Raw genomic sequence first — 21593 nt, forward strand, 5'->3', positions numbered from 1 at the left:
GGTGCTGATGCCCACACTCATATCCCATCCCGCCCGCAGGTAGCTAACCGGTAAGAGGAATGCCACGGTAGTAACTGAAAACCGTTTAATACGCATAGGCTCTATGACCAATTGCCGCAAGGGCCTTTTGGCATCAACTGATGGCCAGATCAGCACATGCAAGGGCTGGCCTGAGCGTACAGAAGTTTGGTCGCTGGGATTGGCGAACTTCAAGTACACCCGCACACTATCACCTTCCCGGCGGGTATCCACCAGAATGCGCCGCTCGGGTCGGTACTGGGTGGCAAAGTCCCGGCGCGGGTTGGCGTGGAGCGCGCCAGCGGCCCAAGTAAACAGTAGGGAAAGGAGCAGAGCGTATTTCACGGGCAGAGGCAGTAACGCTGGATATAACGTGATTCTACGAAAAAAGCCGACCCCGTTTCCGGAGCCGGCTTTTCGTGCGCAAAAACCGTGCGGCTTACTGCCGGTAATACTGCTGCAGCAGCGTAAGGGCGCGGGTGGCGCGTTTCTGGTCGCCAATGGCGTCGGCGGCGCGGCCGATGCTGTTGAGGCCCAGCAGGTAGGTCTGGAACTCCTGGTCGAACAGGGCCTGGTTGTGGGTGCTGTAATAGGCCAGAGCCCGCTCGGCGCGGCCGGTCATGGTATCCATGATTTCGTTGGCCCGCTGCTGCTCGCCCACGGCCACCAGCGCCGGAATGAACTGCGGCACGTAGTAGTCGTAGGGAACGGCCTTATCGGGCATCACCTCAAAGCACTTGTCAATTACCTGCTTGGCGCGGGCTTTGTCGCCGGAGGCCAGCAAAGCATCGGCCAGACGCGAGAATTTGTCGCGGTAGTTGGCCGGGAAGCGCAGGTTGTTCTCGTCGTAGAAGATGTTGGCGTTGTCGAGGCCCCGGTATGCGAATTTGTTCATCAGCTTATCGTACATCAGGCCCGTAGCCACGTAGCCTTCCTCCGAACCGCCTTTGGGGTCGTAGTTGGGGTCTTTGGCGGGCAGGATACGGTAGGCCATGCCTTCCAGCTGGAAGTAGGGCTGCAGGCCCATGAAGTCGCGCGAGTCCACAGTGCTGCTGAAGTACACCGGGCGCTGCCAGTTATTGGTAGCCAGGATGTCCAGAATCACGAGGCTCTTCTTCTCGATGGCACTTTTGCCCACCTGCCACTCCATGCGGGGCACCAGCTGCTTGCGGCGCTCGGCCGGGATAATGCCCATTTTGTCCACGGCGGCTGTATCCACGGGCAGGTAGAAGTTACGGGTGGGGAAGGAAAGCAGGGTCTTCGAACCGTCGCCGTAGCTTACCTGCAGCAACGGGCTATTCTGGTTCACCAGCTGCATAAACTCCTTCACGTTCACCTCCTTCACCGAGGGGTTCTCGGCGTAGGGCAGGTAGTCGTTGGTGCCCTGCTTGTAGTTGCCGTTCTGCATGGAAATGGGCAGCGGCTGCGACTTGTAAGCGCGGCGCTTCATCTGGTCGATGTACCAGTCGGTGTTCAGGTAGCTGAGCACGGCCACGCGCACGTCCGTCCGGATGCCTTCCACTTCCTGTGCGTACCAGAGTGGGAAGGTGTCGTTGTCGCCGTTGGTGAACAGGATGGCATTCGGGGCGCAGCTGTTGAGCAGGTTCTTGGCCGAATCCACGGAGTTGTAGCGGTTGCTCCGGTCATGGTCGTCCCAGCCCTGGGCCAGCATAATGCCCGGTACCACTAGGCCCAGCGCTGTTACCACGCCGGCCCGCGCCGTGTCCGACTTCACTACTTTCTCCAGGAGCTCAGCCAGGGCCAGCACGCCCAGCCCAATCCAGATGGCGAAGGCGAAAGTGGCACCCGCAAAGGTGTAGTCCCGCTCCCGGGGCTCAATGGGGGGCTGGTTCAGGTAAATCACAATGGCCAGACCCGTGAACAGGAACAGCAGGCCCACAATGAAAGCATTGCGGCCGTCGCGGCGGACATGAAAGAACAGGCCCAGGATACCCAGCAGCAGCGGCAGCGCGAAGAAGGCGTTGCGGGCCGGGCTGTCGGCTACCCGCTCGGGCAGGCCGGCACCGTTGCCGCTGCCCCACAGAATGCCGGATTGCTGAATGTCACCCTCGCGGCCCACGTAGTTCCACATGAAGTAGCGCCAGAACATGTGGCCCATCTGGTACTTGAACAGGAACGACAGGTTCTGACCCATCGTGGGCTTCACGCCTTCCTGAATGTCTACCCACTTCTTGTAGTTGTACATGTGCAGCGGGTCATTGCTGTACAGGCGCGGGAGCAGCATTTTGTCCTCGGGATTGTACTGCAGCACGGGGCGGTACTCGGCCACCACGTACTTGTCGCCCTGGCGCACGTAGCGGGGCGCGCCGTCTTCCTGGGCAATGGGCTGGGCGTTGAATTGCGGGCCGTAGAGCAGCGGACGGTCACCGTACTGCTCGCGCTTCAGGTAGCTCACGAAGGACAGCACATCCTCCGGGTCGTTTTCGTTGATGGTGGGGTGGTAGGAGCTGCGGATGGGGACAATCAGGTACGACGAATACCCAATCAGAATAAACACAAAGCTCAGCATGGCCGTGTTCAGCAGACGGCTGCGGCGCTTGAACGACTGCTGAAAACCCAGCCAGATCAGACCCACGAACAGCAGGAGGAAAATCACCAGCCCGTAGTTGAAGGGCAGGCCCACGCTGTTCACGAAGAACACCTCAAAGGCACCCGCCAAGGTGGGCAGGCCCGGAATGATACCGGCCAGAATCAGGCCCACAATCACGCTGCTTACTACCAGCGTAATGATGCCGCCCACGACTGAGGGGTTTTGGGTGCGGCGGTAATAGTAGATGAAGCCCAGGGCCGGAATAGCCAGCAGGTTCAGCAAGTGCACCCCAATACTGAGGCCGATAACGTAGGCAATGAGCACCAGCCACCGGTCGGAGTCGGCCTCATCGGCGCGGTTTTCCCACTTCAGCATCAGCCACACCACGGCCGCCGTGCACAGCGACGACATAGCATACACTTCGGCTTCCTCGGCGTTAAACCAGAACGAATCGGAGAAGGCATAAGCCAACGCGCCCACGGCACCCGCGCCCAGAATCAGCAGGCTCTGGCCGAAGGTGGGTTCCAGGGGCCGGTCGTCGTGCATGCCGGGACGGTGCAGCACCAGCTTCTTGGCCAGCATAGTAATGCTCCAGAACAGGAACAATACTGTGAATGAGGAGCTCAGGGCCGACAGCATATTTACCAGCACCGACACCTTGGTCACGTCGCCGAAGCTCAGCAGGGAAAACAGACGGCCCAGCAGCAGGAAGGTAGGCGCGCCCGGAGGGTGAGGCACCAGCAGCTTGTAGGAGCAGGCAATAAACTCGCCGCAGTCCCAGAACGAAGCCGTGGGTTCCAGCGTGAGGAAATAAACGACGGTGGCAATAGCAAAAACCAGCCAGCCGGTAAGGTTATTCAGGCGTGTGTAACTCCGCATAAGTGGGGGTAGGGGTGGCCGACCACAGCCGGCCCGTTGCTGAACGACGGGATGTAAGTCTGAAAGGAAATCAGTGAAAGGTCAAAAATAGAGAATAAGTACTGAGCCGCGCACCCTTAAATCAACCAACACCCGCGCTGACCTCAACCAACCCGCCAAACACCCGGCCCTTTCGGGTGGGCGGCGCGGCGCAACAGCAAAAAGCCCCGACCACAGGGTCAGGGCTTTACCTACAGAAGAAACGGATGAGCGTCAGGACTAATTCTGCAAAATCAGGCGTTTGGTAGCCAAGACCTTGTCGTTCTGCACCAGGCTGTAGAAGTACATGCCGGCAGGCAAATCGGAGAGGTTAATGCTCATGCCTCCGTCGGCAGCTTCGGGGCGGACGGCTACCGTGCGGATTTCCCGGCCAATGATGTTGTTGAGGCGCAGCTTCAGGTCACTTTTCGCTGATAACTGGCTTACGGACACTGTTACCAGGCCCCGGCTTGGGTTGGGGTATACCGAAAGGGTAGGAGCGAGGTCCCGGGCTGCCAGCGTGGGCGTGGCCACCGTGCGTACCGTAATGCTGCCAATCATGCCCTGACGCGTTCCATTGCTCACAAACGAGTGAGCCGAGCAATAGTATTTGTACGTGGTGCCGGCCGCCAGCGAGGAAATGGTGCTGGTGGTATTCGAAGGGCTAATGATGAACGTAGACCACGCGCTGGTTTCCGATACGGTGGGGTGTACGCCGCTGCCTACATTGCGCCATACCACCACGTCGCCGGGGTTGATGGTTACGTTTTCGGGGCTGTAATAATTGTCGCCCACTTCAATGGTCACGGTGGCTGCCAGGGCCGAGAGCTGGGCCAGCAGCAAAACCACCATTAGGGTAAGACGAGTAGAAATTTTCATGAGGGAATGGAAAAGAAGGTGCAGAAACTGGTGGAGGCCGCCGCTGCGTAAGCAAGATACGCAATTGGCAACGGCTGCCGTCGTACATGGACAATCATCGTGCCCGTTCAGCAGGTGAACGTACCAGCCAGATGCGTTATCAGACAATTGCGTTGCATCCGGGTTTAAAATCACGGCATTACAAGGCAGTGCCGCCGTATACCAGCAGCCCCCCAACCAACAGTGCCTTTCCGTTGCGTAGGGCAGCCTGCCCTACACTGTAGGGCACCAGCTCGCCACCCAAGCTGGTAAATTCGGTTTGGTGATGCAGCAGTGTAGAGTGGCTGGAGCGGGAGCTAGCGGATCGGCGGTGGGCAGCGGGAGCAAACATGGAGGATAGCGGTAGATTACTGAAACATATCCACCTACTCGGAGCCGCGTGCCAAAAGGTTGCCTGAAAACTAGTGCAGGTACTTAATTTCTTTTAAGTCAAAGTACCGCAGGCCGCTGGTAGTAGCCAATGCCAGTCGGCCGGCTTCATCCACGCCCACAATCTGCCCGCGCAGCCGCTGCCCGTCAGCCTCATAGTCATGTTCCTCCTGAAACCGGTACAGCACCCGCAGATACTCGGTGCGCAGCGCCCCGATGCGGCCGCCGCGCAGCTGCAGATAGCGTCGCTCCAGGCTCTCGAGCAGACGGGCGGCCAGCGTAGACACACTATATACGCGCCCGGTAATAGTGACCAGCGACGTGGCCGTAGGCACGGCAAATTGTTGTTGGTTAATATTTATTCCAATCCCCACGATGCTGTGCTGAATCTTTGCCCCGCTGAGTGTGTTCTCAATCAGAATGCCTCCCAGCTTCTGGCTGCCAAAGAACAGGTCGTTCGGCCACTTCACCCGCAGCTGTGGGTCGGGGCCGAGCAGCGCGGCCAGCCAGTCGTGCACGGCCAGAGCTACCGCCTGACTCAGCAGAAACTGGTCGGCGGCGGGCAGAAATGCTGGCTTCCAGACTACCGACATCGTCAGGTTTTCGCCGGCGGCAGCTTCCCACTGGTTGCCACGTTGGCCGCGTCCGGCGGTCTGTTTGTCGGTAATCACGCAACAACCATCCGTGGCCCGGTTTTGGACAGCCAATAGCTGTGCCTCCGTGTTCGTGGAGGGGCATTCGGGCAACCAGACAAGCTGTTGGCCCGTGAAGAGCGTTTGGGGGAATAGTGCCTCCACCTGTTTTTCGTACTTTGTGACGTTCAAACCTAACAATACCCTATGAAAAGTACCCTGGTTCGGCAGGATTCGGACAAGTTGGCAGATGTAGTAGTGCGCGGCATGCAGGAGAAGAAGGCCTCCGACATTGTGGTGCTCAACCTGAAAGACCTCAAAAATGCCGTTGCGGATTATTTCATCATCTGCTCGGCTTCTTCAGATACCCAAATTGACGCCATTGCGCGCTCCGTCGAGGAAGAAGTAGAAAAGCTCACCGGCCAGAACCCCTGGCAAACGGAAGGCCGCATGAACCGGGAATGGGTACTGCTCGACTACGTGGATGTAGTCGTACACGTTTTCCTGCGCGACCGGCGCCAGTTCTACGCGCTGGAAGAACTGTGGGGCGATGCCGAAATTACGTACGTGGAAGACGAAGTAACTCCGGCGGCCGTAAAGTAAACTGCGGCCGTTTACGTCTTGCTATAGGCAGGTGGGCTCGCCAACAAACGCGCGGTTGGCGTGTTCCGCCTTTGTTTTTTGTTCTAGCAACCTCAATACATGTCTGATACGACGCCCAAAAAGAAAAAGCCTGCGTTGCCTAACCCTGCTCCTCGGCCGGGTATGCAGCTGTGGGTGCTGGTTGGCTTAGTGGTACTCATCCTGGGGATGGTGTACGTTTCGCGCAGCAACCCGCCGAAAGATATTACCCAGAAGCAGTTTGAGCAGATGCTCGTGAACGGCGACGTGCGCGACGTAACGCTCAATGGCCGGCAGGTGGAGGTAACGCTTAAGCCGGATGCCGCCAAAAAACCGCCCTATAGCAATGACCTCCGCACCCGGGGCCCGTTGGCCCTCAACCAGGGTGGCCCGCAATACGGGTTTCTGGTAGTAGATGGTAAGACGTTCAAGGAAGACCTCGACAAGCTGCAGGCTACTATTCCGCCGGACCGGCAGGTAGGCCTGAAAGTGGTGCAGGACCAGGGATACGGTGATTTTGTCACTACCTGGGGCTTTATGATTCTGCTGTTCGTTGGCTTCTGGTTCCTGATGCGCCGCATGAGCGGAGCCGGCGGGCCCGGTGGCCAGATCTTCAACATCGGCAAGTCGCGTGCGGCTTTGTTTGAAGGTGGCGACAAGGTGAAAATCACCTTTAAAGACGTAGCCGGTCTGGAAGAAGCCAAGGAAGAGGTGCAGGAGATTGTGGAGTTCCTCAAGAACCCCTCAAAATTCACCATTCTGGGTGGTAAAATCCCGAAAGGTGCGTTGCTGGTAGGTCCTCCCGGTACCGGTAAAACTCTATTGGCCAAAGCCGTAGCCGGCGAGGCCGACGTGCCCTTCTTCTCCCTGTCGGGCTCTGACTTTGTGGAGATGTTCGTGGGCGTGGGCGCGGCCCGGGTACGTGATTTGTTCAAACAAGCTAAAGCCAAAGCGCCGTGTATCATCTTTATTGATGAGATTGACGCCATTGGCCGCAGCCGCAGCAAAGGCAATATGCCGGGCGGCAACGATGAGCGGGAAAACACGCTGAACTCGCTGCTGGTAGAAATGGACGGTTTCGGTACCGACTCCGGGGTTATCATTCTGGCCGCTACCAACCGCCCCGATACGCTGGACTCGGCCCTGCTGCGTCCCGGCCGCTTCGACCGGCAAATCAGCATCGACAAGCCGGACATCAACGGCCGGACCCAGATTTTCAACGTGCATCTGAAGCCGCTAACCCTGGGTCCCGATGTGGAAGCCAAGAAGCTGGCCGCCCAGACGCCCGGATTTGCCGGTGCCGAAATTGCCAACGTCTGCAACGAAGCCGCCCTCATTGCCGCCCGCCGCGACAAGAAGATGGTGACCATGCAGGACTTCACCGATGCCGTGGACCGCGTAATTGGCGGTCTGGAGAAGAAAAATAAAATCATCAGCCCCGGTGAAAAGCGGATTGTAGCCTACCACGAAGCCGGCCACGCCATTGCCGGTTGGTTCCTGGAGCACGCCGACCCGTTGGTAAAGGTGAGCATTGTGCCCCGCGGTGTGGCCGCCCTGGGTTACGCGCAGTATCTGCCCCGCGAGCAGTTCCTGTACAACACCGAGCAGCTCATGGACGAAATGTGCATGACACTGGGCGGCCGCGCTGCCGAGGAACTCGTATTCGGCAAGATTTCGACCGGTGCCCTATCCGACCTGGAGCGCATCACCAAGGTGGCTTACAGCATCGTAACGATGTACGGCATGAACGCCAAGCTCGGCAACGTGTCCTTCTATGACTCGAAAGGCCAGAACGAATACGGCTTTACCAAGCCATATTCGGAGGCCACGTCGCAGATGATTGACGAGGAAGTTCGCACCATCATCGAGCAGGCGTACATTCGTACCAAAGAGTTGCTGACCGAGCGTCGGCACGAGCTGGAGGTAGTGGCCAAAGAGCTGCTGGAAAAGGAAATCCTGCTACAGGATGACCTGGAGCGTCTCGTGGGCAAGCGTCCCTTCGACAGTCAGACGACGTATCAGGCCCACATGGCGGGCACCGACCGCTCGGAAACCCTGAGCGAGCGGAAGCAGGAACACGCCGGTTTGCCCCTGGGTAATGACCTGCCCGACCTTAACCTGCCCGGCGTACCCAACGACTCAAACCCGTCGGATGCTCCTTCCGAGCCAAACGGTTCTGCAGTGACACCTGTATAAGCTGTTGCTTGAATTTCTGAAAAAGCCCGCCCGCAACGGCGGGCTTTTTCTTTTTGCGTGCTACCTTCTGCTCCTGATTTCAGCCCCGCCCGAAACCCCGTACCTTTACTGCCATGTCGGATACCTCGCGTGATATAGTGCTGCGCCGCATTCGGGAATCGTTACGCCAGCCGGCTTCGCAGCCGGAGCGGCCGGATTTTGCGGAACCGTTGCATCCCCGGCCCGCTCCCGGCGACGACCTAGCGGTGCTGTTCGCCCAAAGCTTTGTACGGGTGGGGGGTGTTTTTTTCTTCTGTGAGTCGGTAGAGCACTTCTACGATCAACTCTTTGCCTACAAGCAGGAGAAAAACCTGGAGTACCTGTACGTGTGGGAGCCGGAGCTGAAAAAGCTGCTGCACGAGGGCAACATCGTATTTCAAGGCGACGAAACCGATTTTCAGGACCACGCGGAAGCCGGACTAACCACGTGTGAGGCCCTGGTGGCCCGCACCGGGAGTGTGCTGGTATCGGCCGCTACGGGTAGTGGCCGCCGCCTGAGCATCTACCCCGATCAGCACCTGATTCTGGCCCGCACCTCACAGGTGGTAACCGACATTGCCGATGGCCTGAAGCTGCTGCAGCAAAAGTACGGGACCGACAAGCTGCCCTCCATGATGTCCCTGACCACGGGACCCAGCCGCACGGCGGATATTGAAAAAACGCTGGTGCTGGGCGCGCATGGCCCGCGCAGCATTGTGCTCTTTTTACTGGATGACGCGCCCGCCGCAACTACCTGACCTGGCTTTGCCCCCCGGCCGCCGGGTGTACTTTGCTTCCGATTTTCACTTGGGTGCCCCCGATGCAGCCCGCTCCCGGGAGCGGGAGCAACGTATTGTGCGCTGGCTCGACGCGGCTGCCCGCGACGCGGCGGCCATTTACCTGCTGGGCGACATCTTCGATTTCTGGTTTGAGTACCGCCACGCCATTCCGCGTGGGTTTATCCGGCTGCAGGGTAAGCTGGCGGAACTCACGGACGCCGGTATTCCGGTGACGTTCTTCACCGGCAACCACGATATGTGGATGTTCGATTACTTCACCCAGGAGCTCAATATTCCGATCCTGCGGCACCCGGTGAGTCAGCGCATCGGTGGGCACCAATTCCACATCGGCCACGGGGATGGCCTGGGTCCCGGCGACCACACGTACAAAATGCTGAAGCGGGTATTTGCCTCGCCGGTGGCGCAATGGCTGTTTGCACGGCTGCATCCCAACCTAGGCATTGGCATTGCTAACCGCTGGAGCCGGCACAGCCGCCTGCAGAACGGCGTGGCCGACGAGCAGTATTTCGGCGAAGATGAGTGGCTGCTGACCTATTGCCGGGAAGTGCAGCAGCAGTTTCCCCACGAGTATTATGTATTCGGTCATCGCCACCTACCCCTGGATGTGGAAGTAGCTCCCGGCAGCCGTTACGTGAACCTGGGAGAATGGGTCAATTATTGCTCCTACGGCGTATATGATGGGCAACAGCTGGCACTTCGGCATTATGAAACGGTCCGTTAGCCGGTGGAAATGCACTGGGGCCGCGCTGGCACTGCTTGTCTTGCCGGTAGCTGAATTGTTGGCTCAGACTACTGCCCCGGCCGCCGATTCTGTTGCTCCGGCCGGGCAGGCGGCTCCGGTGGTGAGCTTGCCCGGCACCGCTGCTCCAGCCGGCGCAGGGTGGCAGTTGGTGCGCACCATCAGCCTGCCGCAGCCGGGCGCCGCTTCCCTCGACCGGCGCGGCAATTTCTACGTGACGGATGCGCAAAACAACCTGCATCAGTACAGTCCCGATGGGCAGGCCCTGAATACGTACTCGCCGGCGCAGCCAGGCCATACTATGCAGGTAGAAGCCTGGAATACGGCCAAAGTGCTGGTGTTTTATGATGACCGGCAGCAACTGGTGCTTCTTGACCGGTTTCTGGCCCCTATTTCGGAGCTGGCCCTCCCGGAGTATCTCGACGGGCAGGCCCGCGTGGCCACACTGGCCCCCGACGACCGGTTCTGGCTGCTCAACGAATCGGACCTGACGCTGCGGCAACTAGACGTCAACCAGAAGCGCTTCACCATTACCACGCCGCTGGATCTGCTGATTGGCCGCTCCCGGCCCGATTTCCGGTTTTTGCGCGAGTATCAGAACAACCTGTACCTGGTGGACCGCACCAGCGGTGTATATGTGTTCGATAACCTGGGCAACTACCGCAAAAAGCTACCGTTCACTGGTCTGACGCACGTGGGCTTCCGGGGCGACGAGCTTTATTATCAGACCGCCGACGAGGTGCATTTTTTTCACTTATACACATTCCAGGAGCGGATGCTGCGGTTACCCGTCGCGGGTGCCACGCAAGTGCTGATGAGTGAGCAGTACCTGTATCTGAGCTTACCTACGGGAGTGCAGGTGTACAAAATGTAGGCTGCCCGCCTGAGAGGCTACTCCCGGATAAAACGCAAGTAGTAACGTAGCCTTCTTCTGCGGGAAACAACTAGAAGTTGATTGCAGGGGCCAGGGTTGCTAAGATGGGTATTGATGCAGGCCGTGGTGCTACGGCTACCGACAACAGTTTTCATTGGGAAAGCAAAAGGTTATCCATTCGTTGGCCTTGTTGGTGAAGCCTGCGGTGCAACGAGTTGCAATGCCAAAATTTCGCCTTGGTTGGCAGCCCCTGGGCGAAACGAGCCGCTTGATTTCTGCCTACATTTGAAAGTAGCCGCCTTGGTGGCTACCCGCCGCCACTCTGCTCTGTCACAACCAACTCTGCCCGTATGTCCATTGCCGAATTTTGCCGCACTGGCACGCTATTCCTGTTGTTTAGCACAAGCACAGTGGCGGCGTGGGCGCAGCAAAAGGTAATGCCCTCTGCCAACCGGCTGGCACCCGGTCTGGATGTCGGCACCACGCGCCGGGTGCTGCGGGTAAGCGTTACTGATGAGGCGGCTTTTCGGCAGTGGCTGGGTCAGGCGTATCCGCAGGCTGTAGTGCGGCCCGAGGCCGGCTACGCCCGGCTGTTGCGGGTACAGCAAGTGCCCGCCTCGGTGCTGGCGGCCTGCCCCTGGGTAGGGTTTGTGCAGGCCGCTGACCGACCCGCCCGGCCCGAGCGCCAGCTCAACGGTGCCGACCTTACGGCCAACAAAGTAACCGCTGTGCACGCCCGCTACCCCCGCATTACGGGTCAGGGGCTTACGGTTTCAGTAAAGGAAAGTCCGTTAGATATCAATGATATTGACTTCAAAGGGCGTCTGGTAAATCCCGATCCGCAGGCCCAGTTGCTGAACTCGCACTCCACCATCATGACTACCCTGATTGCGGGCGGTGGTAATTCCTCTCCCAACGGCAAAGGGGCGGCCTGGCAGGCCCGGATAGCTCAATCCAGCTATGATAACCTATTGCCCGACGATGGACCGGGGCTGGCGGCGCAGGGGGTATCGGTGCAGAACCACTCGTACGGGGTAAGTGTGGAGAACTTCTACGGCCAGGAGGCCCGTGCCTACGACCAGCAGACCCGTCAGTATCCCAGCCTATTACACGTGTTTTCGGCCGGCAACTCTGGCAACCAGCCGGGACCAGCTGGTACGTACGCGGGCCTGGCGGGTACCGGCAACATTACTGGCGAGTTCAAGAATTCCAAAAACAGCCTGAGCGTGGGCGCTACCGATGCCCTGGGCCAAGTCGCGCCGCTCAGTTCCCGCGGCCCCGCCGCCGATGGCCGCGTGAAGCCCGAACTGGTAGCCTTCGGCGACGGGGGCTCCTCCGATGCCGCTGCGCTGGTATCCGGAGCTAGTCTGCTCACGCAGCACGCCTATAAGGAGCGGTACGGGACGCTGCCTTCAGCTGCTTTGGTTAAAGCGGTGCTGCTGAATACGGCCGACGACACCGGCCGCCCCAATGTGGACTTTACGGCGGGCTATGGCCAGCTGGACGCGCTGGGAGCCGTGAAAACAATGCTGGAAGGTCGTTTTCGGGAAGGAACAATTACGCAGGGCGACAGGCAGGGAATATCTATTCCGGTGCCGGTCGGTACCCACCGCCTGAAAATCACTCTGGCCTGGACCGACCCGGAAGCGGCTGCCAACGCGGCTACCGCGCTGGTAAATGACCTGGATATGACCCTGGTGGACAGGAACGGTACGCAGGTATGGCAGCCCTGGACGCTCAGCTCGTATCCGCACCTCGATTCGCTGGCGCTGCCCGCCCGCCGCCGACCCAACCACCGCGACAATGTGGAGCAGATTACCCTGGAGAATCCGTCGGCCGCAGGTGCCTATATGGTGCAGATCAGTGGATTTCGGGTGGCGCAGGGCCCACAGGCGTACAGCCTTACCTACGAGTTCGAATCGGACCTGACGTGGGTGCATCCTTCCAAAGCCCGTAACCTGCGGGCGGCCGAGTCGGCGCTGCTGCGCTGGCAGTGGGCGGGGCCGGCCACGGCAGCCCGGCTGGAGTACCGACCCATCGGGCAGACAGCTTGGAGTGTAGTCAGCCCTTCGCTGGACCTGGCCCAGCAAACCTTCCGCTGGACGGCTCCCGCCACCACCGAAGTTGCTCAGCTGCGGCTCCTGACCGGCGCAGGCGCCACCGAGTCGGATACATTTTTCGTGGCGCGCCCCCTCATGCTGGATGTAGGCTACAATTGCCCCGATGGCACCCTGCTTACGTGGAACCGGGTGCCCGGCGCGTCGCACTATCAGGTATATGTGCTGGGGGCCACCCAACTGGAGCCCTTCCGGCTGCTGTCGGATACAATGCTGCTGCTTACGCCCGCTGAGGCTGCGGCCCGGTACTATGCCGTAGCCCCGGTTATCCGGGGGCGCACCGGTGAGCGAGGCAGCACGGTAAATGTCACGCAGGCTGAGTATGGCTGCTACATCCGTTCGTTTCTGCCCCGGCAGGCAGTAATGGACACGGTGCAGTTCAATCTGATACTGGGCACCACCTACCGGCTCCAGACCATTGCACTGGAGCGCCGCAACCCCGATGGCAGCTTTACCAGCGTGCAGACCCTCACGACCAACCTGCCGCTCGCCACGCGGCTCACCGATCCGCAGCCGCTACCTGGTGGGGCGGGGTACCGCGTCCGGCTACAGCTCAGCACCGGCCAGACGGTGTATAGTCAAGTGGAAGAAGTGTATTTCGTGCCAACTGTGACCGATGTGCAGGTGTATCCGGTGCCTGTAACCGCCGGAGAACCACTTACTGTGGTGGGGCCTCCCGATAAAGCGTTGCGCGTGCGGTTGTTTGATGTGGTAGGCCACCTGCAACGTGACCTGACCACCGACGACAGCATTATTAAAGCACTGGATACACATGGTCTGCGGCCCGGGACCTACCTGCTGCGCATAAGCATACCGGGTGGCCGCGAAATTACCCGGCGCATCCTGATATTATAAGCCAGCCGGTTGGCTGTACAAAAACGGCTCCGGAGGTTACTCAACTCCCGGTATTCCACCCTGCAGGTTGCCGCCGGCCGCATCGGTAAACGATTTGCGTGAAGCTATTATGATAAGTAATATGTTGTAATTCAATTGGATGAATCAACTGCAGTGCCGAGGGGCGTAGCTGCATGTCGTAGCTGAGCAGTTTCATGCAAATGATGACACCCAAAGGAATATTCTTGTGCCGTGCTGATGGCTGTCTGAATCGCTCCTCACGGTAACGCAGGTAAACGGCAGAGTGAGCCGCCCGTACGTAAACACAAAACGCCCCCGACTCAGCTGAGTCGGGGGCGTTTTGTGTTTACGCTAAGCTGGGTAGCCTAGTAGAGGTAGTTGAGGGCAGTCCGGTCGTTGGTGTTGAACGGACGGCTAACGCCGTTCCCCACGCAGGCCAGCATCCACGAGTTTGGATCAGCGCCCGAAGGAGTACCGGGAATGAGGATAGCACCAACCGTGCTGGCTCCTTCGTTGGAGGCAGCGCCACCGCAGCTATATGCACGGTTGAAGTAGTCGGTGTGACGCAGACCAATGCAGTGGCCCATCTCGTGTGCCATGATGGTAGCAATGTAGCCCACGTTGGTGCTGTTGATTACCGAAGGCGACAGTTTGAAGCCGGGAGCAGGGTTGCCACCCGAGGGGAAGCCACCCGACTGACCGAGTACGCCGGCACCCAGGTATTGCGACGTGATGGGCAGATCAGCAGTGCCGGACGTGATGCGCGTGAAGCGCAGCTGCAGATTTTCGGCGTTGTAGCGGCGGATGGCTTCATCAACGGCCGATACGTAGGCAGAGGGGAAGCTGCCAATAAGCGTAACCGTCAGGGTGCGGGGCAGGCGCGTTACCAGATTGGTCGTGCGGTACTGCTCATCTTCACCAACGCGCAATACTTTGTAATCGGGCTTGCTGGCCAGCATTTCGTTGGTCAGCAAGATGTCGCCTTCTACGCGCACACCGCCGTCTACCTTCTGGGCACCAGCCGTCGTGAAGCCTAGTGCCTTGATCTGAGCCATGGTAGATTCCGAAATTTCATTCTTTACCTCAACATTGGCTTTTTCCTGACACGAAGACAGCGACAGGCTGGCAACTGCCAGCATAGCGAGCGGGGCGAGTACTTTAAGTGTTTTCATGTGTTTTGGTTGTGGATTGGTTGAAGAACGTGGTAAACATAGGTTTATATTGATGATATTTCAAAATATTGCCTGTATAATTATCAAAATTATATACGCAGTTTTTGTCTATGGTTGAGTTTGCTGGGCTGTGGTGAATAGTACTATATGGCTTTATGAATTTTTAATGAAAATAGCATTTGCACAGCCTGAGGCCCTGAAATTGGCGTGGCCGCAGGGGGGGGATACAAGCTCGTTCGGACTGGTTTCGTGGTGGATCAGCAGGTAAAAAAAAATATGCTGCGGATCCCCGGTTTTTACGCTCAGACACGGCCCCGGCTATTTCTCTATCTTTGTAAACAACCGATTTCGTGCGGCTCCCTTTCCCGGCCGCTTTACCATAGATCTTCCAAGCCGTGGCTTGCTCATCCTGCTCCTCCTCCGGTGGGGGCTGCTCTACTACTGCTAAGGGCTGCGGCTCTAAAGGCAGCTGTAGCAGTGGCTGCACCCGCCTTAATGTATTCGACTGGCTCCAGGACCTGGATGTTCCCAGCGACTTTAAAGAGTTTGACCTTGTAGAAGTCCGCTTCAAGGGCGGCCGCAAGGATTTCTTCCGCAACAAAAGCCGCCTGCCACTCATTACGGGTGATGCCGTAGTGGTGGAAGCGACCGGGAATGGCTGGCACCTGGGCCACGTGTCGCTGAAGGGCGAACTGGTGCGCTTGCAGATGAAGAAGAAAAAAGTGCCCCTGGACTCCAAGGATATCCGGCCCATTCTGCGCGTGGCTACCGAGCAGGATGCCGAACGGTGGCAGGCCGTGCGCGACCTGGAAACCGGCACTATGTTCCGGGCCCGGGCCGTAGTAGATGAGCTACGCCTGAAAATGAAGCTCTCCGACGTAGAGTACCAGGCCGACCGTACCCGCGCCACCTTTTTTTACTCCGCCGACGACCGGGTGGACTTTCGGGACCTGATCAAGCGTCTGGCCGATGAATTCCGCGTACGGGTAGAAATGCGCCAGATTTCGCTACGCCACGAGGCGGGCCGCCTGGGCGGCATTGGCTCCTGCGGACGGGAGCTGTGCTGCTCCACCTGGCTCTCCGATTTCAAGAGCGTAAGCACCACCGCTGCGCGTTACCAGAACCTGAGTCTGAATCCGGCCAAGCTCTCGGGCCAGTGCGGGCGCCTTAAGTGCTGCCTTAACTATGAGCTGGATACGTACCTGGATGCGCTCAAAGACATTCCGCAGGTGCAGCGCCCCTTACTCACGGAGAAAGGCGAGTATATGCTGCAGAAGACCGACATCTTCAAGCGCAAGATGTGGTTTGCCATCCGTGGCGACAACAACTGGGTGATAGTGCCCACGGAGCGGGTGCGGGAAGTGCTGGAGATGAACAAGCGCGGCGAAAAGCCCGAAAGCCTGTTGCCACCCGTGCGGGAGGAAGAAAAAGCCCCCGAAGTAACGGCCATCGTAGAAGGCTCCTTGGAGCGCCTCGATGATAAGATCAAGGCTTCTAAACGCAGCAAGCGTGGCAAAAAGAAGAAGGGCGATGAGGTAGCAACTCCGGCCGCAGCCAGCATGCCGGGCCGGGCCGGGCGCTCCGGCCGTTCAGGAGTAGCTCCTGAGCCCCGGGCCGCCAGCCTACCCGAAGCACCTGAGGAAACTGCCGGGGCTGATGCTCCGGAGGAGCGCGCCCGGCCCCGTGGAGCCGCCGCGCGGCCGCTCAACCGCCGTGGTCGTGGCCGCGGCGAAGGCAAACGCTCTGACACTCCCCGCTCCGCCGAAGGTGGTAGCCCGCCCTCTGATACGCCCCGGCCCACCCGGGAGGCGAGCAGCCGGCCGCCGCGCGCGGCCGGTGAAACCTCCGGCGGCGCGGCGCGTTCGGGTGGCGAGGGCAGCGAAGGACGCCGGGGGCGTTCTGGTCGTCGGGGCGGCCGCTCCGGTAGGGGCGGTGCTGCTGAAGGATCTACGCCAACTGCTTCCTAATCCGTGTTTTTATGCGTTTTCTGCTCCGTTTAACTCCGGTTCTGTTCGTTGGCCTGCTGGCATCCTGCAACCCGAATGAGATCTACGAGAAGAACCAGGACCTGAAGTCGGCCGTGGGAGATGCCTACGTGTGGGCCGTACAGGACAAGCCGACTTTCGAGTTCGAAATTCCGGATACCACGCAACGGTACGACGTGTATTTCAACGTTCGGAACGCGGCCGATTATGAGTACTACAACCTCTACGTGCGGCACACGCTGACCGGGCCCGATGGCAAGCCTGTGTCGCGGCTGCTGCACCAGATGCTGCTGATGGACCCCCAGACCGGGGAACCCCGGGGCGACGGATCCGGCGACATCTTCGACCACCGGTTTCTGGCCCTGCCCAACCAGAAGTTTCACCAGACGGGCCCCTACAAGATTATGCTGGAGCAGTACATGCGCCAGGACCAACTGCGCGGTATTATGGCCGTGGGTGTGCGGGTGGTGAAGCGTCCATAATGCTGCTCCATATGCCATAAAAAAGCCCATTGGATGCACCAATGGGCTTTTTTATGGCATATGGAGCAGCAGCTAAATCCGCTCCACCTTCACGGCGTTCTGGCCCTTGCGGCCGTCAATCACGTCGAAAGAAACACGGTCGTTTTCCCGGATTTCGTGAACCAGGCCGGTTTGATGCACGAAAATCTCCTGGCCATTCTCATCCTGGACGATGAAGCCATAGCCTTTCGATTCATTAAAAAACTTCACTTTGCCGGTTTTCATAGCGGGTGTAAGCGGTTGTGGGTTGAAAGAATGGCGGTAAATCTACACCGTTTTCCAGATTGGCAAAAGCCTGTGAGCGGAACGCCCTGGCGTAGGCTGCGTATGAAACGGGTAGTTTTCACTTGTCTCGCCGCACCATGTCTGACGCAACCACTCCCGATACGCCCGCCAACGAGCAGGCGGCCAATCAGAAACCTACCCCTTCTTCCGCTCCGGAGGCCAGTATGCCATCCGAGCTGCACACCCCCGCAAATACTACCGGCCAGCAACCGTTTGCCGAGGATGCCAACCACGAGCAAAACGAAGTAGCCGGAGCCAGTCGGGGGGAATTTGGGCGGCAGTCGGACCAGGGACTTACGCAGGGCGGCTACGGCAATGAGGCCAGCCGGGGTACGGCCACCTATGCCGGTACTGTGGATACACCGGCGGCTACTACCGGCTACATTGGCGAGCGGGAGCAGCGCCCGGCCGGAATTGCTTCCGAAGAGAATGGCAGCTTTGGGACGCAGGCCGCCGGGGCAGCAGTGCCGGCAGGCTCCGCGGTGGGCACCCACTTCGCCAACGATAATGCCGCACCCCAGGGTCCTGACTCTGGCTTTGCGGCTAACTACGGTACCTCCTCATTGGGCGGCACAACTGCTTTCGATGCTCAGCCTGATGCCGGCCGGCGCAATCAGCGCGAAGACTATACCCCCAACCACCCCGAAGGCGGGCCGCAGGGCCTGCGCACCGGCGCGGCACCTACAAACAACACGGAGGATGCGGCCGACGAAGCCGAAGGAGCGCCTGCCACCGGGCCTCGCAGCGGGTACACTGCTGCCGGATCACCCGACGCGCAAGGCGGCACTGAAAAGGGCTTTGGCTCCAAAGGCGGCTCCTATAACGATGAGTACGATGCCGCTGCTCCCGATCAGCCAAGCGGCTCACCTGCCCGGGGTGATTTCGACCGGAAAGATGGAGCCCGAAATTACGGCGGTGCTTCGGACGACCGTACGCAGGTTGAACAGTCGCCGGATTACGGTGCTGCCCCCGGCCATTCCGGCTCTCCTGACTAGTGGGATATACAGTCTGTCACTGTACTACCATCAACCAGCCTGCCTGCGCCAGCTTTACTGCTGAGTTGGCAGGCTGGTTGATTTCCGACTAGTGAGAAACAGTCGGCCTTTCTCGTTGCTGAAAATAAAATCGTGGTTGTTAATGAATACCAGCGCTTCGGCCTGTCCGGATTTCGGAATGGCAACCGTGGTTTTCAGCCCATCAAACAGTCGGCGGCCAGGCATCCGCTCAAATTGAAATACGTAACCGGCCCCTAATAGTGCCACCCGATGCCCATCGGGACTAATATCGGCGGCGGTAACCCAGGTAGGCAGGCGCAGGCTGTCAATGAGGCGGGCAGTGTAGCGGCCTGGCTGGGCGGGCACCACATATTGCTTTACCATGCCGCTGGTACCCCGGTTTTTAGTAAAGAGGTAGAGGCTATCCTGATAATAATAAAAGGCCTCACAATCGAAGTTTCGGCGGGGCTTGCGGGGCGGAAAGGCGTGTTGATCGGGATAAGTGATATGAATAGTATCTACCTGCCGAAGCTCAGGGCCGCTGAGCCGGTACACCCGCAGGTTGCGGCGCTTGTTCTGGTTGTTCCCGAAGTCGCCGATGTAAAGGCGGTGAGTTTCATCCTGCGTCAGATCTTCCCAGTCGATATTCTGCAGCGGCTCCAGGTCTAGGGCCTGCAACAGGTCGCCCTGACGCGTTACGCGGTAAAGACGGGCCGTATTGCCCCCGTCGGCATGGGTCCACAGGTCGCCTTCGGGGCCAGCGTTTTCCAGGCCGGAGCTTTCCCGGGCGCGGGAGTTGATACGGCCAATTTCAGTTACAGTGTATTGGTCAGTGGCATCGGCAAAGGAGCCACGGCCCTGGTCGGAGGAGCAGCCCACGACCGAAACCAGCAGAAGGGAAATAGAGAAGCGTGCGAAAACAAGCATAGCAAACGGGGCCGGCCGCCTACATCAGCCGAGTTTCTGTCAGCTTACGCCGAGCAGGTGAATTCAGCCGCCGAAATTGGGAATTTTACCGGTTTCGGCCGTTAGGGTCTGGCGGGGTAAACCGGTATCTTGTTGGCAGGAACCTCCTCACACTTCGCTGGCTGCCTGGTATGCGCACCTTTCTTTCTGTACTTATCGGCTGTTGTGCAGTGAGCCGCGCGGCTCTGGCCCAGGTGCCCGCCGCCCCCGACTCCGTGGCTGCTCCGGCCCGTCTGCTGCCGGCTACCGCTTGGGTGAAACGGCCGGCCGTGTGGCGGGTGGCTGTGCCCGTAACACTCGTAACACTGGGCTACCTCAGCCGCAATGAGAATGTGCTGGATGAAATGAAGGAGGAAGTACACGAAGAAACCCGCGAACATTTTCCCAATTTTCACACCGGCCTCGATGATTACTCGCGGCATTTACCCATTTGGGGGGCGTACGGGCTGTATGCGGTTGGGATGAAGGGGGATCGGGGCGTGGTGCCATTTACCGTGTGCTACGGCTTGTCGCACGCCCTGAGTACGGGTATTGTCAGCCACCTGAAACACATCAGTCGCACGCAACGCCCTGACAACCCCGCTGATTTCAGCTCTTTCCCTTCGGCGCATACGGCGGAGGCCTTCATGACGGCCACGCTGCTGCATGAGCAGTTTGGCAAGGACCGCCCCTGGGTATCGGTGGCGGGCTACAGCGTGGCTACGGCCACCGGGGCCATGCGCATGCTCAACAACCGGCACTGGGTAACGGATGTACTGGCCGGAGCCGGCATCGGGTTTCTCTCGGCCGAAGCCGTGTGGCGCGTGTACCCGGCGGCGGCGCGGTTGCTGCCCGGCAAGCTGGGGCAGAAGCTGCTATTAGTACCTACGTACGCTCCCGGCGGCACCGTGGGAGCCGTGTTGATGCTTCACAACTGACCTGACGGTTACCCGGGGCGGTAAGGCTTGGCGGCTTGGCTCTACCTACTTCATTACCATCTTAAAGTTATGGCCTCAGCGCAACATCAGGTATGGCTGCAGCTTTTCAAGCGTAGCCTCATCCAGCACGCGGATCTGCCGCAGGTCGGCGGGCTGGCGAAACGGGCCGTGCTGCTGCCGGAACGCCACCAGCACGCGCGCCAGCCGCTTACCCACGTACGGGTGCGCCTGTAGCTCCTCAAATGAGCCATTGTTCACATCAATAAAAGCAGGCGCAAACCCCGGGGCTACGAACGTGTACTTGCGCAAGCTGTCCACCAGGTCGGGGGCGTCGCGCAGGGCGTAGATTTCGGCAAGCTGATCTTCCCGCAGAAAGCCACCCAGCCGTTGCCGGTACTCCACCACGCGCCGGGCATAGCCGCGCCCGATTCCCCGAATCTGCATCAGTTGGGTGGTATCGGCCGTGTTCACATCAAAAGCAGCCAGCCGCGTCGGCTTGCGGGCAAAGCGGCCGGGCGTAGCCTCGAACGGCTTCCGGTCGGGGTAGCGGTTAGGATATTGGCCAGGCTGCGTGCGGGCGTAGGTTCCGGCCTCGTGCGGGGGCAGCTGCTCCGGTAGCTGGATGTAAGGGGCCAATCGGGCGTAGGTGGTATCGGAAAGGCCGTAGGCTTTACGAATCTGCTCCTTGGCTTTAAAGCCGCCCACTGCGGTTCTGTATTTCACCAGCCGCTCGGCCAGCCAGACCGGCAAGCCCCGCGCCTGCCAGTCGAGGGCCGTAAAGGCGTTGGGGTTGAACGGGGCCAGCGCCACCTGCGGCACCCGGGTACGGGCCGCGTAGGCCCGCTTCGGGTAGCGGCTGGTAGACCGGGGCCGCGTGGTGCGGCGCGCGGCCAGCTCGGCGGCCCATTGATTAAGCTGCTGCTGATCCGCGGCCGGGTTGTACTGCGGCAGGGCCGGCCGCAGCAGCGTGGGCAGCCACAGCCACAGCACCATCAGTAGCAGCAGCAGGACAAAGCCGGACGTTTCGCGGCGGGAGAAGCCGAAGTAGCGGCGCAGCCTCCGTTGGAGCGGCTGCAGAACAGAACGGCGGGGTACGGGCGGTTGAGCAGGTGCCGGGCGCTGGGCGGGGGCAGGCATAACAGGATAA

18 protein-coding genes are annotated in these 21593 nt (G+C 59.6%); 10 read left to right on the forward strand and 8 right to left on the reverse strand.

All coding sequences use genetic code 11. The annotated features are described in order from the left end of the window. Positions 1-457: 457 nt before the first annotated feature. The 4 genes from EI291_RS03335 to EI291_RS03350 all read right to left on the reverse strand — a co-directional run bounded on the left by EI291_RS03335 (position 458) and on the right by EI291_RS03350 (position 5550). Complete coding sequence (locus EI291_RS03335; protein WP_125417941.1) at positions 458-3448, reverse strand: glycosyltransferase family 117 protein; 2991 nt, start codon at positions 3446-3448, stop codon at positions 458-460. A gap of 258 nt (positions 3449-3706) precedes the next feature. Continuing rightward, on the reverse strand, positions 3707-4345 hold the full coding sequence (locus tag EI291_RS03340) for a T9SS type A sorting domain-containing protein (RefSeq protein WP_125417943.1): 639 nt from the start codon (positions 4343-4345) through the stop codon (positions 3707-3709). 178 nt (positions 4346-4523) lie between these two features. Then, positions 4524-4715 (reverse strand): hypothetical protein, encoded by a 192-nt coding sequence (locus EI291_RS03345; RefSeq protein ID WP_125417945.1) that lies wholly within the window; start codon positions 4713-4715, stop codon positions 4524-4526. Positions 4716-4785: 70 nt separating this feature from the next. Beyond that, entirely contained in the window at positions 4786-5550 is a 765-nt protein-coding gene (locus EI291_RS03350) for a biotin--[acetyl-CoA-carboxylase] ligase (RefSeq protein ID WP_317127639.1), read from the reverse strand. 42 nt (positions 5551-5592) lie between these two features. Here EI291_RS03350 and rsfS point away from each other — a divergent pair, with 42 nt between their 5' ends. The 6 genes from rsfS (at position 5593) to EI291_RS03380 (ending at position 13605) form a co-directional block, all read left to right on the forward strand. Then, a complete protein-coding gene (rsfS, locus tag EI291_RS03355) occupies positions 5593-5988 on the forward strand; it encodes a ribosome silencing factor (RefSeq protein WP_125417949.1) in 396 nt (131 codons plus the stop codon). Positions 5989-6087: 99 nt separating this feature from the next. Beyond that, entirely contained in the window at positions 6088-8202 is a 2115-nt protein-coding gene (gene ftsH / locus EI291_RS03360; RefSeq protein WP_125417951.1) for an ATP-dependent zinc metalloprotease FtsH, read from the forward strand. A 113-nt stretch (positions 8203-8315) separates the two neighbouring features. Next, positions 8316-8978 carry a LutC/YkgG family protein gene (locus tag EI291_RS03365; protein ID WP_125417953.1) on the forward strand — a complete coding sequence of 221 codons (663 nt, stop codon included), beginning with the start codon at positions 8316-8318 and terminating at the stop codon, positions 8976-8978. Then, positions 8953-9741 (forward strand): UDP-2,3-diacylglucosamine diphosphatase, encoded by a 789-nt coding sequence (locus tag EI291_RS03370; RefSeq protein WP_125417955.1) that lies wholly within the window; start codon positions 8953-8955, stop codon positions 9739-9741. The genes EI291_RS03365 and EI291_RS03370 overlap by 26 nt, the downstream gene beginning before the upstream one ends. A 58-nt stretch (positions 9742-9799) precedes the next feature. After that, on the forward strand, positions 9800-10633 hold the full coding sequence (locus tag EI291_RS03375; protein ID WP_148103372.1) for a hypothetical protein: 834 nt from the start codon (positions 9800-9802) through the stop codon (positions 10631-10633). A 350-nt stretch (positions 10634-10983) separates the two neighbouring features. Continuing rightward, positions 10984-13605 carry a S8 family serine peptidase gene (locus EI291_RS03380; protein ID WP_125417959.1) on the forward strand — a complete coding sequence of 874 codons (2622 nt, stop codon included), beginning with the start codon at positions 10984-10986 and terminating at the stop codon, positions 13603-13605. A 365-nt stretch (positions 13606-13970) separates the two neighbouring features. Here the strand turns inward: EI291_RS03380 and EI291_RS03385 are convergent, their stop codons facing one another. Next, positions 13971-14777 (reverse strand): M57 family metalloprotease, encoded by an 807-nt coding sequence (locus EI291_RS03385; RefSeq protein WP_125417961.1) that lies wholly within the window; start codon positions 14775-14777, stop codon positions 13971-13973. A gap of 395 nt (positions 14778-15172) precedes the next feature. On the opposite strand from EI291_RS03385, the gene ricT reads away from it, so the two are divergent. Both ricT and EI291_RS03395 read left to right on the forward strand, forming a co-directional pair. Further along, on the forward strand, positions 15173-16744 hold the full coding sequence (ricT, locus tag EI291_RS03390) for a PSP1 domain-containing protein (RefSeq protein WP_125417963.1): 1572 nt from the start codon (positions 15173-15175) through the stop codon (positions 16742-16744). An 11-nt stretch (positions 16745-16755) separates the two neighbouring features. Beyond that, positions 16756-17244 (forward strand): gliding motility lipoprotein GldH, encoded by a 489-nt coding sequence (locus EI291_RS03395; protein WP_125417965.1) that lies wholly within the window; start codon positions 16756-16758, stop codon positions 17242-17244. Between the two features lie 72 nt (positions 17245-17316). Here the strand turns inward: EI291_RS03395 and EI291_RS03400 are convergent, their stop codons facing one another. Beyond that, positions 17317-17508 carry a cold-shock protein gene (locus EI291_RS03400; protein WP_125417967.1) on the reverse strand — a complete coding sequence of 64 codons (192 nt, stop codon included), beginning with the start codon at positions 17506-17508 and terminating at the stop codon, positions 17317-17319. A 137-nt stretch (positions 17509-17645) separates the two neighbouring features. On the opposite strand from EI291_RS03400, the gene EI291_RS03405 reads away from it, so the two are divergent. After that, positions 17646-18563 (forward strand): hypothetical protein, encoded by a 918-nt coding sequence (locus EI291_RS03405; RefSeq protein ID WP_125417969.1) that lies wholly within the window; start codon positions 17646-17648, stop codon positions 18561-18563. A 54-nt stretch (positions 18564-18617) separates the two neighbouring features. On the opposite strand, the gene EI291_RS03410 is transcribed toward EI291_RS03405, so the two are convergent. Continuing rightward, positions 18618-19490: a hypothetical protein gene (locus EI291_RS03410; protein WP_125417971.1), complete on the reverse strand. Its 873-nt coding sequence runs from the start codon at positions 19488-19490 to the stop codon at positions 18618-18620. Between the two features lie 170 nt (positions 19491-19660). Between EI291_RS03410 and EI291_RS03415 the strand changes: the two genes are divergently transcribed. Further along, positions 19661-20446, forward strand: a complete 786-nt coding sequence (locus tag EI291_RS03415; protein WP_125417973.1) for a phosphatase PAP2 family protein — start codon at positions 19661-19663, stop codon at positions 20444-20446. 75 nt (positions 20447-20521) lie between these two features. Here EI291_RS03415 and EI291_RS03420 read toward each other — a convergent pair whose 3' ends face one another. Next, a complete protein-coding gene (locus EI291_RS03420) occupies positions 20522-21583 on the reverse strand; it encodes a ComEA family DNA-binding protein (RefSeq protein ID WP_125417975.1) in 1062 nt (353 codons plus the stop codon). Between the last annotated feature and the right edge of the window lie 10 nt (positions 21584-21593).

The organism is Hymenobacter rigui, from assembly GCF_003944715.1.
GTDB classification, from domain to species: Bacteria; Bacteroidota; Bacteroidia; order Cytophagales; family Hymenobacteraceae; genus Hymenobacter; species Hymenobacter rigui.